The sequence below is a fragment of the Kothea flammea genome, from assembly GCF_052161645.1.
In the GTDB taxonomy this organism is placed as follows: Bacteria; Planctomycetota; Planctomycetia; order Pirellulales; family Pirellulaceae; genus Laterigemmans.
This window is the reverse complement of sequence record NZ_CP197414.1, coordinates 1,237,346-1,252,133: the sequence shown is the minus strand read 5'-3', so window position 1 is coordinate 1,252,133 and position 14,788 is coordinate 1,237,346. Positions and strand designations below refer to the sequence as shown.

At 56.5% G+C, this 14,788-nt stretch carries 8 protein-coding genes; 4 read left to right on the top strand and 4 right to left on the bottom strand.

Annotation, left to right across the window (positions count from 1 at the left end; all coding sequences use genetic code 11):
• Positions 1-11 precede the first annotated feature (11 nt).
• Entirely contained in the window at positions 12-839 is an 828-nt protein-coding gene (locus SH139x_RS04395) for an ExeA family protein (protein WP_488354074.1), read from the top strand.
• Here SH139x_RS04395 and SH139x_RS04390 read toward each other — a convergent pair.
• Positions 836-2,008, bottom strand: a complete 1,173-nt coding sequence (locus tag SH139x_RS04390) for a methyltransferase domain-containing protein (protein ID WP_488354073.1) — start codon at positions 2,006-2,008, stop codon at positions 836-838. The two genes, SH139x_RS04395 and SH139x_RS04390, sit on opposite strands and share 4 nt — an antisense overlap.
• 92 nt (positions 2,009-2,100) lie before the next feature.
• On the opposite strand from SH139x_RS04390, the gene SH139x_RS04385 reads away from it, so the two are divergent.
• Both SH139x_RS04385 and proS read left to right on the top strand, forming a co-directional pair.
• Positions 2,101-6,885 carry a PAS domain S-box protein gene (locus tag SH139x_RS04385; RefSeq protein WP_488354072.1) on the top strand — a complete coding sequence of 1,595 codons (4,785 nt, stop codon included), beginning with the start codon at positions 2,101-2,103 and terminating at the stop codon, positions 6,883-6,885.
• 127 nt (positions 6,886-7,012) lie between these two features.
• Complete coding sequence (gene proS / locus SH139x_RS04380; RefSeq protein WP_488354071.1) at positions 7,013-8,527, top strand: proline--tRNA ligase; 1,515 nt, start codon at positions 7,013-7,015, stop codon at positions 8,525-8,527.
• A 51-nt stretch (positions 8,528-8,578) separates the two neighbouring features.
• Here proS and purB read toward each other — a convergent pair whose 3' ends face one another.
• A complete protein-coding gene (purB, locus tag SH139x_RS04375; protein WP_488354070.1) occupies positions 8,579-10,015 on the bottom strand; it encodes an adenylosuccinate lyase in 1,437 nt (478 codons plus the stop codon).
• Positions 10,016-10,362: 347 nt separating this feature from the next.
• On the opposite strand from purB, the gene SH139x_RS04370 reads away from it, so the two are divergent.
• Positions 10,363-12,354, top strand: coding sequence for a hypothetical protein (locus SH139x_RS04370; RefSeq protein ID WP_488354069.1), 1,992 nt, complete (start codon positions 10,363-10,365; stop codon positions 12,352-12,354).
• 408 nt (positions 12,355-12,762) lie between these two features.
• Here the strand turns inward: SH139x_RS04370 and SH139x_RS04365 are convergent, their stop codons facing one another.
• Together SH139x_RS04365 and SH139x_RS04360 are read right to left on the bottom strand one after the other, a co-directional pair.
• Positions 12,763-13,755 carry a DHH family phosphoesterase gene (locus SH139x_RS04365; protein ID WP_488354068.1) on the bottom strand — a complete coding sequence of 331 codons (993 nt, stop codon included), beginning with the start codon at positions 13,753-13,755 and terminating at the stop codon, positions 12,763-12,765.
• Between the two features lie 57 nt (positions 13,756-13,812).
• Entirely contained in the window at positions 13,813-14,781 is a 969-nt protein-coding gene (locus tag SH139x_RS04360; RefSeq protein WP_488354067.1) for a bifunctional riboflavin kinase/FAD synthetase, read from the bottom strand.
• Positions 14,782-14,788 lie beyond the last annotated feature (7 nt).

The window sequence follows — 14,788 nt, the reverse complement described above, 5'->3', positions numbered from 1 at the left end:
AGACTTCTACGATGTACGAACGACACTGGCACCTAAGTGGTCGACCTTTTGAAAATTGGTGTGATAGTCGTTTCTTTTTCCCTTCGGAGGTCCACCAAACGGCGATGCTCAAACTTCGCTACGGCGTGGAAAATCGTCGCGGCGCGATGGCACTTTGCGGTGACAGCGGGATGGGCAAATCGATGCTGGTCGACTCGCTCGTGCAAGAGCTGGCCGAAGATATCACCCCCATCACGCGGATGGTCTTCCCTCGCTTAACCGGCGACCAACTGTTGGGATATTTAGCGGAAGAGCTGACCGGCGAAGCGGCCGATCCCCAACAAACACCGCTGCAAGCGTTGCGGCAAATCGAACGTTGCTTGAACGAGAACATCGCCGCCGGGCAACACGCTTTGGTCGTTGTCGACGAAGCCCACTTGTTGACCAACCCTGATCAACTGGAGACGCTGCGTTTGTTGCTAAACATTCGTGGCGGCGCCAGCACCTCGGAAGCCGCTTGGACGCTGCTGCTGGTCGGCGATTCCACTTTGCTGGGTTTGATCGAACGCAATCATGCCCTGGATCAAAGAATGTCGGTAAAGAGCCTGCTGGGACGCTTTACACTCGACCAAACCATTGATTACATCGGACACCGCTTGCAACTGGTCGCCGGCGACGTCAGCCACATCTTTACCAACCCCGCGCTCGAAGCTTTACACATGCGAGCCGGCGGGATTCCCCGTCGCATCAATCGCTTGGGCGACTTGGCTTTGATGGTAGGCTATGCCGAAGATTTATCGGTAATTGACGCGCCGCAAATCGAAGCGGTGCATCAAGAACTGGTCTCGGTGGCTGCTTAACAACAACCCGGCCCGCAGTTGCCCGTTGGTGTTTGCGGCCCGCTCGGTTCCGGGTCAGCAGCTTGCCGATACGACGATTGCATACGAATAAAGTATTGCTCCAGCGGTGAACCGGCCAACTGGGCTGCCTGCTGCGGACTAATGTTCGCCCGCTGTCCGCGAATGAACTCCTGCCCCGCGTCGTCCATCACCGCGGCAAAAGGGCCACGGTAAATCAGCTCTTGTTCATCGTTGTCGTGTTCATCGTTATCGCGTTCTGCCGTGGTGGCGTTGCCTTCGTCCGCTGGTTTGTAGGCGATCACCGTCATCGAGCGGAACTCGATTTCCTCCACAACTTGCCAAGCCTCCCGTTGAAGTTCGGCGATTTCTAAATTGCGGAAGCCGGCTGCGGAAAAGGCATCGAGAAAAGCGGTTTCTTCATAAGCACCGCTGATGCATCCGCTCCACAGTTCCGCGTCGCGATGTAAAGCAAGGGGGACCGTTTGATTGCTGACGATGTCGCTGATCACCGCCCGCCCGCCCGGCTTGAGCACGCGGAACAGTTCGGCAAACATGGTCTGTTTGTCACGCGGGTCAACCAGATTCAACACACAGTTGCTGACGACCGCATCCACGCTGGCGTCTGGCACCAGCGGTTGCTCAACACGCAAACGATCGCAGTAGGCTTCGAAAGCTTGCAAATCACTTTCGCTGCGCAGCGGATTCGCGCGGAGATAGGCGTCAACAGCATCCCGATCGAGGGCTAAATCTTGAATCTTGGCTTTGTGAAATGCAACGTTGGCGTAACCAATTTTCTCAGCAACTTGCGGAGCACTGTTGCGTGCCAAAGCCAACATCTCGTCATTCATGTCGACCCCCAGAACACTGCCACCGGCACCCACGACTTGAGCAGCGATAAAGCAGATTTTCCCGCCCCCACTTCCCAAGTCCAGAACCGATTCACCGCCTCGCAGGTAACGCGAAGGATCGCCACATCCGTAGTCGCGTTGGAGCACCTCGGCGGGAATCGCTTGCAAAAATACGGGATCGTAGCTGACCGGGCAACACAGCTCGGGTTGCACCTCCGCGGCTGCTTTGCTGTATCGCTCCCGCACGGCTTGTTCGGGCGCGGCGTTGGCGTCGCGAGTGATTGGCCGTGTGCCGATTTGAACAGGTTCGTTGGGGCTCATGAAAGTTCTGCTGAGACAAAAAAAGAAGCGAGTGAAGGGAACAACCGCTCAGCCTAAGCTGCTCGCCGCAGATTGACAACGGATTGACCGCTTTGCACAACTTTGCAGGCGACAGCGAACTTTTCGCAGCCGCTCTGAAAACCGCCGAGCGAGAAACAAAGTATAGTATCGGTGCCTGGGTAGCAGGGGGAGCGAGCCCCTCGCAAACGAACAATCGAACCAACAGCTTAACTCTTAGCTCGGAAAAAGCGGTGCACAGCAACGACAGCAGCGTTGACGCGTGGATCTTCGGGGAGGCAGACAACGGGCGGGACTTCCGCGGCACATTGGCAAAGTGGGTCGCGGGCGTGTTGGTGCCCGCGCTGGCGATCAGTGGCTTCGTGATTTTCTCAATCGCCTGCTGGCAACTTCAAGCCACGCTCCGCGGAGTCGCCAAGCTAGAAACCGACTCGGCCATTCATCAAACCCTCGCTTCGACAGGCAAGCTGTTGATCGGCGGAGTCGAGCGGGCGACCGAGCCGGCAATGCAACGAGGTCACATCCTGGCCGTTGACCGCGCGTTGTTAGCGGCGTTGGAAAAGCGAAACAAGGCCCATTTGACCGCAGTGGCAAACGCGGCGTTGCTGAACGCGACTGAAATCGACGCGATCGCCATCTTCGACGACGAGGGCCAGATGCTGGCCATCAACACCGTTTATCCCAGCGGACAACCGATTCCGGCCGAACGTATCGCGCGGCTGATGGCGATTGATTTTCGTCAACGTGAGATCGTGATGTCTTGCTTGAGGAACAACACCCGGAGCGAGGTGTTAGAGTTTCAAGCCAACTGTGATATCACTCCGGCGCTCTTTGATAGCAACGGACTGGCGGTGGCTCACTCGCTGCCGGTCTACAACGCTGCCGGTAAGCGGTTGGGCGTAATCAGCACCCGGTTACGATTTGAGCGAATCGCCAACCAAATCAAGGACCAGATCATTGCCGGCGGCGCTGGAACGCTGCATTTCGTGACTGATCAAGGTACGTTCTTTGACGAACAGATCGTAGCCGGCAAAAAACCTCCGATGCCGGCCAAATGTTTGTTGCCGTTAACAGAAGTCTTGGCCAACGGCGAAGTCGACAAGCTGACGGTCGAGCAGAATGGTTTTCTGCACGCCTTGTTTCGCATGACCAAGCTAGCCACGCTTGAGCAAGGTGGCATTCAAGCGATGATCAGCGTACCCACCGCTTGGGTTGCGCGAGAAGCGAAATTGGCCGCAATCATTCAGGCAGGCTGGCGAGCGAGCGGGGGACTCATCCTGATGGCCTTGTCGGGTTCGTTGGCGATGTTGTTACGATTGCGGGAGCAGCGTCTCAAATTAGCCCGCATTGAAGGGGGGCAAAGAGCGCTGCTTGATGTAATTCCCGACCTCATGTTTGTGCTTGATCGTTCCGGCCGATTTCTAGACTTTCGCGCGAGTGACGAAAGTTTGCTGCTCATTCCCCCGGCCGATTTCATTGGCCGTCGCTGTGACGAGGTGTTGCCGGGCGATTTAGGAAAAACGTTATTGGACTCCATTGAGCAAACATTTCATTCGAGTCACCCGCAGGAATTTGAATACGAAGTCCCACTCGATTTCGGCGCTCGTGTTTTCGAGGCCCGCGTGATCTCAATGACCGGGGATCGCGTCCTGGTGATGTCTCGCGACATCACCGAGCATCGGCGACTGGAACGCATGACGTCCGCCTCGGAAGTCCGCTATCGTGCTTTGTATGATGGCTCACGTGACGCCGTGATGACGATCGATGAGCATGGGTTTCGCGATTGCAACTTGGCAGCTTTGGAAATGTTTGGGGTCGACTCGGCGGATGCCATTCGGGGTCTGCACCCGGCCGATCTGTCACCTCCAACTCAAGCCGATGGGCGATCGTCTCGGCAAGCGGCCGAGGAAATTTTGCAGCAGGTCAGACGAGTTGGTTCCGCCCGTTTCGAATGGCAACATCAGCGAGTCGACACCAAAGAGGCTTTCTTCGCCGAGATTGTACTCAGCACGCATCGACTGGACGGACATGTGATCTTACAGGCGGTAATCCGCGACATCACCGAGCGGTATCAAGATCGCCAACGCATGAAGTCGATTTATGATGCCCTTGCCGAAGGGGTGTTGTTATTTGATCTTGAAGGACAAATCATCGAATGTAATCCAGCCTGCGAAACGATTTCAGGGATCCCCCGCGATCAAATTTTGGGACTCACGCCCAGGGACCCTCGCTGGCAAGCGGTGCGCGAAGATGGCAGCGAATTCCCGCCGTCGGAAATGCCCGCCAGCATCACGCTTGCCAGCGGCCAAGCGGTCCGCTCATTGGTCCACGGCATCAAGTTACCAAACGGCGAAGTTCGTTGGCTATCGGTCAGCTGTGAACCGATTCGCGGAGCCGATGATACCTTGCGGGGGGTCGTAGCCAGCGTGGTTGACATAACCGTGCAATATAAACAATCCAGGGACTTGGCAGCAAAACAGCAAGAACTCGATCGCTTTTTCAATTCCAGCCTCGACATGTTGTGCATCGCCAATATCGAAGGCAAATTCGTGCGACTGAACCCGGAGTGGGAAAAGTGCCTGGGATATTCAATTGCCGAATTGGTGGAGCAATCTTTTCTTGAGTTGGTGCATCCCGACGATTATTCCGTAACCTTGCAAGCACTTGCTAAGCTAAAACGCCAGCAGACGGTGCTCAGTTTCGAAAACCGTTATCGCTGTAAAGATGGCAGCTATCGCTGGATTGAATGGCGGTCTACACCAGTCGGTGAACTGATTTACGCGGCTGCCCGCGACATCACGGCTCGCAAGCAAACCGAGTGCAAACTCATCTCTCAGCAAACCGAACTCGCCACGCAAAAACGGATCCTCGAGTCGGTTTTGGATTCGCCCAGCACGGGATACTGGGACTGGAAGATCGACGCGCATACCGAGTTTTACAGCGCCGGCTGGTTGCGGATGTTGGGTTATCAACCGGGCGAACTTCCCGAGGTGCCGGAAACTTGGCAGCGGCTGATCGAGCCGTCCGACTTACAGCGTGCCATGGCGGCCTTCCAATCCCACGTCGACTCGGGCGGCACCCAATCGTTCTACATGAATGCCCGTTATCGACATCGAGACGGCAGCTACATCTGGGTGCTGTGCATCGGCAGCGTGGTGGAATGGTCCGCCGATCGACAACCGTTGCGGGTGGCTGGCTGTCACATTGACATTACAAAATCACGCCAAGCCGAAGACCGGCTCGATTTGGCTATGACAGCCTCGAACACCGGGCTGTGGGATTGGGACATTGAATCAGGCTCGACCTACTTCAGCGATACATGGTTTACGATGCTGGGGTATCTGCCTGAAGAATTACCAATGCGAATTGACACGTGGAAAACGCTTTGTCATCCCGATGACTTAGAGACGGCCGCGGCTGAAATTCAAAAGCACTTCGACGGACAAACCCCAGTCTATAAACACGAGCATCGCTTGCGCCGCAAAGATGGCAGCTGGAGCTGGGTGCGCGATATTGGTGAAGTCATTGAATGGAACGATGACGGCACCCCCAAGCGAATGGTCGGGGTCCACATCGATATCCAAGAACTCCGCGAAGCGATCATCCGAGCGGAAGCCTCGAGTCAATCAAAAAGCGAATTCTTGGCCAACATGAGTCATGAAATTCGCACGCCCATGACGGCGATCCTCGGTTATGCCGATCTGCTCGATCCGGATAGCAACGTTGGCCAACCATTGCCCGCGGTGCAAACGTCAGACGCTGTGCAAACCATTCGCAGTAACGCGAATCATTTGTTGACGATCATCAACGATATCCTCGACATGTCCAAGATCGAAGCGGGCCAGTTAAGCGTCGAGTGCATCGAGACCAGCCCAGCCCAAGTGATTAAGGAAGTCGCTTCGCTGATGCAACCGCGGGCCAAGGACAGGGGCATTGAAATTCGCATTCAATATGAAACAGCGATTCCCGTTTCCATCCACTCCGACCCAACTCGCTTGCGACAAATCCTGCTGAACTTAGTTGGTAACGCAATCAAGTTTACCGAGGTGGGAGCGGTGACCATCTATGCCGCGTGCCACCCCGAACTTCAACAAATGCAATTTCGCGTTCGCGACACCGGGTTGGGCATGACCCCCGAGCAACGCGACTTGATCGCTCGCTTTGAAGCTTTCAGTCAAGCGGATACCAGCACCACGCGAAAGTTTGGCGGTACAGGCCTTGGCTTGCGGATCTCCAACGCCTTGGCCTCCGTGCTCGGCGGCGGAATCACCGTGGAATCCGAAGCCGGCATCGGCAGCACCTTTACGGTAACCATCAACACTGGCGACCTCAGCGGGTGCGAGCTGTTGTCAGCCGATCAAACGCCCCAGCTGGCAAACTCCAAAAACGCTCCGCAATCAGCTAACATCCAAAAACCGCAAACGGAAAACTCGTTGCAGGGTGTCAAAATTTTGCTGGCCGAGGATGGACCTGACAATCAACGCCTGGTTTCCTTCCTGCTCAGAAAAGCGGGCGCCGAAGTGTTGCTCGCCGACAACGGTTTGTTGGCGGTCGAAATGCTCGAGCGGGCCTCCGCCGATCAGCTTCCCCAGCTAGTGTTAATGGATATGCAAATGCCCGAGCTGGATGGTTATCAAGCGACTCGCCGACTTCGCGAACAAGGTTTTACTCTACCAATCATCGCTTTAACCGCTCACGCGATGGCCAGCGACCGGGAAAAGTGCCTCGCCGCAGGTTGCAATGACTACCTCACCAAGCCGCTCAATCGCGACTCGCTGTTGGCACTTTGTCAAACCTGGACCCAAACCAACCAGCACCCCAGCGAAAAGGCCAGCCAGCAAGCGCTGACGCCCCCATGAGCGGCTGTGCGGAATGGTTGAAGTATGAGAAAATCGGCCGGCGGGACGATTGGCGAGTTGGCAGGCGGAGTTTAGAATTCCGAGCCTGCCCCCTTTCATTTGTCTCTGCTTCGGAGCTTTTCAGCTGATGGCCAAGGCCCCTCAAAACGCAATCTCGCCAACCCGCGCTGATGATTATCCCGAATGGTATCAGCAAGTAATTCGGGCTGCTGACTTGGCCGAAGTCTCCCCGGTACGGGGCTGCATGGTGATCAAGCCTTGGGGCTATTCACTTTGGGAAAACATGCAAAAAGTGCTCGATGGCATGTTTAAAGCAACCGGCCATCAAAACGCTTATTTTCCGCTGTTTATCCCAATGAGCTACCTGGAAAAGGAAGCCCAACACGTTGAGGGCTTCGCCAAAGAGTGTGCCGTGGTGACGCATCATCGCCTGGAGCCTGATGGCAAGGGAGGCCTACAGCCAGCGGGTCCGCTGGAAGAACCCCTCATCGTGCGTCCAACCAGCGAAACGATTATCGGCGCAATGTACGCCAAGTGGGTGCAAAGCTATCGCGACCTGCCAATCCTGATCAACCAGTGGGCGAATGTCGTGCGTTGGGAGTTGCGAACTCGATTGTTCTTGCGAACCGCCGAGTTCCTCTGGCAAGAGGGCCACACCGTGCATGCCACCAGCGAAGAGGCGATTGCCGAGACGATGCAAATGCTGGATGTCTATGCCGACTTTGCTGAGACCTGGATGGCCATGCCGGTGATCAAGGGGGCAAAGACACCCGCCGAACGATTCCCGGGGGCTGTGGAAACCGTTTCCATCGAGGCCATGATGCAAGACCGCAAAGCGTTGCAAGCGGGCACCAGCCATTTCCTCGGCCAAAATTTCTCCCGCGCCCAAGAAATTCAATTCCAAGATCCGGATGGTAATTTGCAATTCGCCTGGACGACCAGCTGGGGTGTTTCCACACGATTGGTCGGCGCGTTAATCATGACGCATGCCGACGATGACGGCTTGATTTTACCGCCCAAACTGGCGGCCACCCACGTCGTGATTTTGCCAATCTATCGCGATGATGCGCAGCGAGCCGAAGTGCTCGAGTACGTTCAATCGCTGCGTCAGGAATTGACCGCACTCTCTTTTTCCGGGGGGCCGATTCAAGTCGAAATCGACGATCGAGATCAACGGGGTGGTGGCAAGAAGTGGTACCACGTCAAACGGGGCGTGCCGATCCGCTTGGAAATTGGTCCCAAAGACATCGCCAAGCAGGCCGTCTTTATGGGCCGCCGCGACACCGGAAAAAATCAACCGCTGCCGCGAGCCGAGTTTGTTGCCGGCTTGCCGGCGTTGCTCGAAGAAATCCAGCAAAATCTCTACGATCGCGCTCTGCAGATGCGGCAGGACCACACCCGGGTGATTACCAACGAAGCCGATTTTCGCGATTTCTTTACCCCCGCCAATGTGGACGAACCAGAGATTCACGGCGGCTTCGCCCTCTGCCATTTCGCTGACGAAGTATCGCTCGAGCCGTTGTTGAAAGAGTTAAAAGTAACTCCGCGGTGCATTCCGCTGGAGAACAACGAAACGCCCGGCACTTGTTTTTACACCGGAAAGCCCGCAGCCAAACAGGCCGTCTTTGCCAAAGCTTACTAGTGCTTCGTCAAAGAACCGCACGCTGGCGCGTTGCGCTCTGATTTCGTTTCGTTATACATGGACTTCGGCCGAAAGCTTAGCAGCGGCGTACCGCTGCCTGATCGGCTCGACACAATCAGCGATGAATTCATCGACCTGTTGCGGCGCGCGGCCGACGAAAGCGGATGGATCCAGCGCCGCGTCGAGATCAACATTGGCGAAAGCCGCATCCCCGCGCAAGCGAGCTAACAGATCATTGTCGAGGCCTTCTTGTTTGACGCGTTGCGCGGCAGCTTGACTGTGTTGCCGAATTTGTTCGTGTAATTGCTGGCGATCACCACCAGCCTGCACGCCTTGCATGAGGATATTTTCGGTTGCCATGAAGGGCAGTTCGGCCAACAGATGCTTGGTGATCGTGTTGGGATAAATCACCAGCCCGCTGGCAACATTTTCAGCCAACACCAAAGCCGCGTCGATTGCTAAGAACGCTTGAGGAATCACCAACCGGCGGTTCGCACTATCATCGAGAGTCCGCTCCATCCACTGCGTGGCGGCGGTGGCTGCCGTGCTGCTTTGCAAACTCATCACAAATCGAGTCAAACCACAGATGCGTTCGCTGCGCATCGGGTTGCGTTTGTAAGCCATTGCCGAGCTGCCAATTTGATGCTGCTCAAACGGTTCCTCAACTTCTTTGCGACCCGCCAGCAGCCGCAAATCGGTTGCCAGCTTGTGGAGGCTTTGGCCAACACCCGCCAAGGCGTCGACAATCTGCGCGTCGACTTTGCGTGGATATGTTTGGCCGGTCACGGCATAGCTGGCGGCGAAACCCATCTTCTCCGCCACTCGTTGTTCGAGCCGGCGGACACGTTCATGGTCGCCTTGGAAAAGCTCTAGAAAGCTGGCTTGCGTGCCGGTGGTTCCCTTGGGGCCGCGAGCTCGCAACTGCTGCAAACGATGCTCGACCTCCTGCAAATCCAACACCAAATCGTAGGCCCACAAACAGGCCCGCTTGCCCACCGTCGTCGGCTGGGCAGGCTGGAAGTGGGTGAAGGCGAGGCAGGGGAGGTCACGATTGGCTTGAGCAAACTCGCCCAGGCAACCAATCACCGCCGCCAATCGTTGGGCGACCATCTGCAACGCCTCGCGGAGCAACAACAGGTCGGCGTTATCAGTGATGAAACAGCTGGTCGCGCCCAAATGAATAATGCCAGCCGCTTCGGGACATTGGTCGCCGTAAGCATGCACGTGAGCCATCACGTCATGCCGCAGCTTTCGCTCGTACTGGGCAGCCACATCGAGATTTAGCTGATTCTGAAAAGTCCGCAGTTGGTCCAATTGCTGATCGCTGATCGCCAGCCCCAACTCTTGTTCGGCCTCGGCCAACATGACCCACAAACTTCGCCAAGTCGAAAAACGACGTTGGTCACCCCATAAGGTGGCCATCTCCCGCGAAGCATATCGAGAAATTAGCGGATTTTGATAGAGCGATGAATCAGAAGTGGCAGACATGACGGCTGGGGCTGAGCGGAAAAGCAGTGAACATAACGCCGGTATATTGAACCGTCAAGCAACACTATCGCGGCCCGCCTGACACCGTTTCGGTAGGCTGGGTGCAGTCGTCTGCTTCTGGTAAATTAAAAGGTGTTTCTCATGTAGGCAGTTCGGAGTGATCACGCGACTTTTTGCGCGACGCCCTGCTTCGAGGGCAACTCCGCAGCAAGGCGGAGGGGCGAGCTGGAAGAATGGCGGCACAACCCGATTCCGCGGAGGATTATTGGCATGGGGATTGATGGGTTTCCGAGAATCAACCTGAAGTTCGATTTCGAACTGGTCTTATCAGTCTAGAGGTAATCGACGTGCGGCTTTGCACCTTCCGAATGGGCCGGCTTTCGCGAAACACCACATTCCTGTGGGTGTTAGGCGGACTTTGTTGCTATTTGGCACTGGCTCGGCTGCCCGCCCTGGCTCAAGAAGAGACGCCAGCGGTGGCCGAATTCGCCCCCGCAGTCAGTTTTCTGCCAGCCTCAACACAAGGTTTTTTGGAATTCGAGAATTTGCCCGCGCTGACCGAGCGCTGGCAGCAAACTTCGTTGGCCGATCTCCAACACGATCCCGCCATGCAGGATTTTATCGAATCCCAACGCGACCTAATCGCCGAGAAATTAATGGAACTGGGAGTTCGCGCCGGGGTGAACTGGAGCGATTTACGAGCAGCGATATCAGGCGAAGTCGTGCTGGCCTGGATGCGTTTCGAAGCGCCCACGCGGCCTTTCTCGGTAGCTCTGCTGGCCGACACGCGGGGTCGCGCGAGTCAGCGCGAAGCCCTGTTGGAAAAAATTGACGCCAGCCTGCGGAACCGCGGTGCGAAGGTTAGCCGCTCAACAATCCGCGGCGAGTCGGCCACGATCTACAACTTGCCACAGAAGAAAGGTCAGCTGGGTGTCGAACGACTGGGTGTCGTCACCGTGGCCGAACGAGTCGTCATTAGCGATCGCGTGGAGACGCTGGCTGGCATGATCAGTGCCGCCTTGGATGGACGCGCCGATGGACTCGTCAGCTTGCCCGCTTACCAACGGGTCTTCGGGCACCCCAGCATGACTGGCTCGGAAAACGATCTAGCGGGCAACGCGTTGCCGCGCGTTCGCTGGTTTGCTCGGCCCATCGAAATGGGAAAAATCTTGCGTGAATTGGCCAATGTCGACCGTGGCAACCAAGTCGATATCCTTAATCTGCTCAGCGACCAAGGTTTTGACGTGCTGCAATCCGCCGGTGGTAGCGTCTACGTGGCGACCGAGTTTTACGACCTGCTGCACCGTGGCTTTTTGTTCGCACCGCCAACCGTTCCCGGGCCAGAGCGTTATGAAAAAGCGGCCCGCGCTCTCCAATTCCCCAACGTCGAAATGACCGACATTCCCGCTTGGGTATTGCCCACGGCGGCCAGCTATCTGCAAGTTAATTGGAAAACGGAAGAAGCCTTTTGGGCCATCGAAACGCTAATCGACGCAGCTTTCGATAGCGAAGTCTTTCGCCCCACGCTGGAGGGCCTCAAGGTTGATGAGAATTTAGATATCCCCGGCGATATTATCAGCAATCTCAATGACGGGCTGATCATTATCACCGATAACGTCATTAAAGATGATCTACAGCGGGAACGCGTGGCGGGAGCTTTTCCGCTGAGTGACCCCACGACCGTTGCCACCGTCGTCAACCGCACGATGGAAAACGATCCCGATATTTTTCAACTCGACTATCCCCACCACGTAATTTGGGAAGTTCGCCCCAGCGAAGCCGAGGATATTGACTTTGATGTGGAAGACTTTGGTTTCGGTTTCGACGATGAGCCGGCAGTAGCCAACAACAAGAAATCCGAACCGCTCATGGAGCGTTGGGGGATCACCGTCTTTGATGGCTATTTGATGTTTGCCAGCCATGCCGAAATGCTGGTCGATCTTGTCGAGCATAAACGGAGCGGCCAAGGCTCATTTGCCGATCAACCAGCCTTCGAGCGGGTACGCACTGCGATCTTGCGAGAAGGTGGCGAGGAGCGTGCCATGGAGCGGATCGTCCGCACTGATATGGCTTGGCGAATTAAGTATGAACTCGTCCGCAAGCGTAAGTTCCTCGAGTCCGACTCGCTGCTGGCCAGCTTGATCCGCCGCTTGATCGAACGAGCCGAGCAAGCCGAGACAGAGGTTGCCGCTGCCCAGCCGCCCGAAATCGACACCAGCAAACTGCCACCGTTCCAAGACATCCAACAACATGTCCAGCCCGGTGGCGGATTCATGAAAACCACCGATTCCGGTTGGATCATCAATCAATTTTTGCTCAGAAAACCGGCTGCCGAATAGCGCACCGTTAGCGGCTTTGGCGCTAGCCACCGTTTTTGCACACGATTAGTTTGGCTCAAAAACGGAAACCGCGGCCTAGCGGCCAAACGGCTAACAGAAACCGCGGCTAATCGCTGCCGTTGAACCAATATTGCCTTGCTGATTGGCGGGGATTTCGATTCGCGCTCATTCGCGTGATTGGCGGGCAAACCAGGCCGCCACATCGAGGGCCCCCTCATCCCCGACCCCCACCCCCCAAAACTGGCCTTAATGAGGTCTGCCTGAGGGATAGGCTCGTGCGAAGGCCAATCCCGGGGGTGAAGGGAGCGAGTCTTTCGTGGGGCTGGGTTTTGGGTGCTAAATAGGCAATACGCGAACCAAAACGCCCACGTCTGCGAGCCAAACGGCTAACAGAAATTGTGGCTGGCGTTAATTGTTATCAGCCGCCATCGCCGCTTCGACGAGCGGCAGCACTTTAGCCTGCACTTCGCTCAGCGAACCTTCCAGAAAAGCGCCCGCTGCCGCTTTGTGGCCGCCGCCGCCGAAGTTCCTTGCCAGCTCGCTGCAATCGACTCCGCAGCGACTGCGGAAGCTCAATTTAAAGCCTCCCCGCAACTGCTCGACCATGATCACCGCGACTTGGGTCCCGGCGACTGCCAAGGTCAAGTTGATCGCGTCCTCGGTGTCGCTCGGCTCGGCTCCCGTATCGGCAAAGTCTTCTTTGAGCACGTGCGTGTGCACAAGCCGACCTTCTCGCAAGCCGGCGGTCCGCGAGAGGATGCGGCCCCGCAATCGCAGACGTCCCAGCGTATCTCGCTCGTAAAGATCGCCGTAGATTTCGCTTGGCACCACCCCCGCTTCGATTAACCTGGCAACGACGCGATAAGTTTCGGCGGTCACCGATCCGAAACGAAACCAACCGGTGTCGGTAGCAATCGCGGCAAACAGGGGAATCGCCATCTCGCGGGTGAGCGGCACCTTCAAAGCGTCGGCCGCCTGCACAACCAGGCTGCCGGTCGCTTCTGAGAATACATCTTTAAAGAACACCGCGCCCAAATCATCTTCGGCTTGGTGATGATCCAAGACGATTTTATGAGCGGCGGTCGTCCGCACCACGTCGGCCATGTCACCCAGTTGCGCCCAAGCGCTGGTGTCGAGCACCATCAAGCATTCAGCACGAACATCCTCGGCTTCAATCGAATCACCCAAAACATCAATGCGACCCGCAGGATCAAGAAACTGCAGAGCAGACGGGGTGCGATGAGCATTTACAATCTGCACGTCCTTGCCGAGGGCGCGAAGCACGCAAGCCATCCCCAACTCACTTCCCAAAGCGTCGCAATCGGGACGAATGTGACTGGTTAAGACAAAGCTTTGGTATTGCTCGATGGTCTCAATGAATGCCGGCCAATTGATGCTCATAAACGCTCTGGGCCCAATCGCGGGGCCGATTTGTGGAGATGAAAAGGTTGCGGAAGATCAAGGATAGCTGACGATCTGTCGCGTGAGGGCAATATCCTGATGCATTTGCCGAACCAAGTCGGCGACTGAGTTAAAACGGGCAATGTCACGGACTTTATCGATAAAGTCAACCTGCAGCAAACGACCATAGAGATCGCCGCTGAAGTCAAGTATGTGGGTTTCCACCTTTAGCTCACCGTCCTTGTCAAAGGTTAGATTAGGACCAATATGAGTAGCCGCCGGATGCGTCTGGCCGTCGATGCAGACTCGCGAGGCATAGACCCCGGAACCAGGAATCAAAGTCTCAATGTCAGTCAAGTTGGCCGTGGGAAAGCCCAACCCGCTGCCCCGCTGTTCCCCCTTAACCACTCGCCCCGAGACTTGATACGGTGCGGTCAGCAGGTTGCTGGCGGCAGCCACTTCGCCGGCGGCAATTAAACTGCGAATGCGTGTGCTGCTGACCATTTCTCCGCCGGTTTCGCCCACTGCACCCGTTTGCCCCGTCTCTGGCTCGACGATTTCCAGCTCTAATTGCCGCGCCTCGCACAACGCTCGTAGCTTGCCGATATCACCCTCGCGGTTGCGTCCGAAGAAAAAGTTGGGGCCTTCGACCATGCCTCGCGCGGCGAGCGTTTCGACCACCGTGCGGCGAAAAAATTCCTCGGCCGATAAACCCAACAATTCGATCGTGGTTTCACAAATCACAACATGATCGACCCCCAAGCGACCGAGCAACTCGGCTCGCCGCTCCATTGTCGTGAGTGGTTGTGGTTCGCTACCGGGGCGGAGCAGGGCGGCCGGATGGGGCGCAAAGGTGACTGCCACTGCGGGCCCTTGGCAGCGATCAGCCATCGCCCGCAGCCTCCCCAGCAACACCGCGTGCCCTCGATGGACACCGTCAAAATTCCCCACGCTGACAGCACCGCCGCACACCACATCGGGAATCGGGTTAGCAGAGGCAGGAGCGAGCCGCAGGTCCAAGATCACTTCAGTT

Coding starts and splice junctions, on each gene's coding strand:
- SH139x_RS04390 (WP_488354073.1), bottom strand. CDS start 2,008: ATGAGCCCCAACGAACCTGTTCAAATCGGCACACGGCCAATCACTCGC.
- purB (WP_488354070.1), bottom strand. CDS start 10,015: ATGTCTGCCACTTCTGATTCATCGCTCTATCAAAATCCGCTAATTTCT.
- proS (WP_488354071.1), top strand. CDS start 7,013: ATGGCCAAGGCCCCTCAAAACGCAATCTCGCCAACCCGCGCTGATGAT.
- SH139x_RS04365 (WP_488354068.1), bottom strand. CDS start 13,755: ATGAGCATCAATTGGCCGGCATTCATTGAGACCATCGAGCAATACCAA.
- SH139x_RS04395 (WP_488354074.1), top strand. CDS start 12: ATGTACGAACGACACTGGCACCTAAGTGGTCGACCTTTTGAAAATTGG.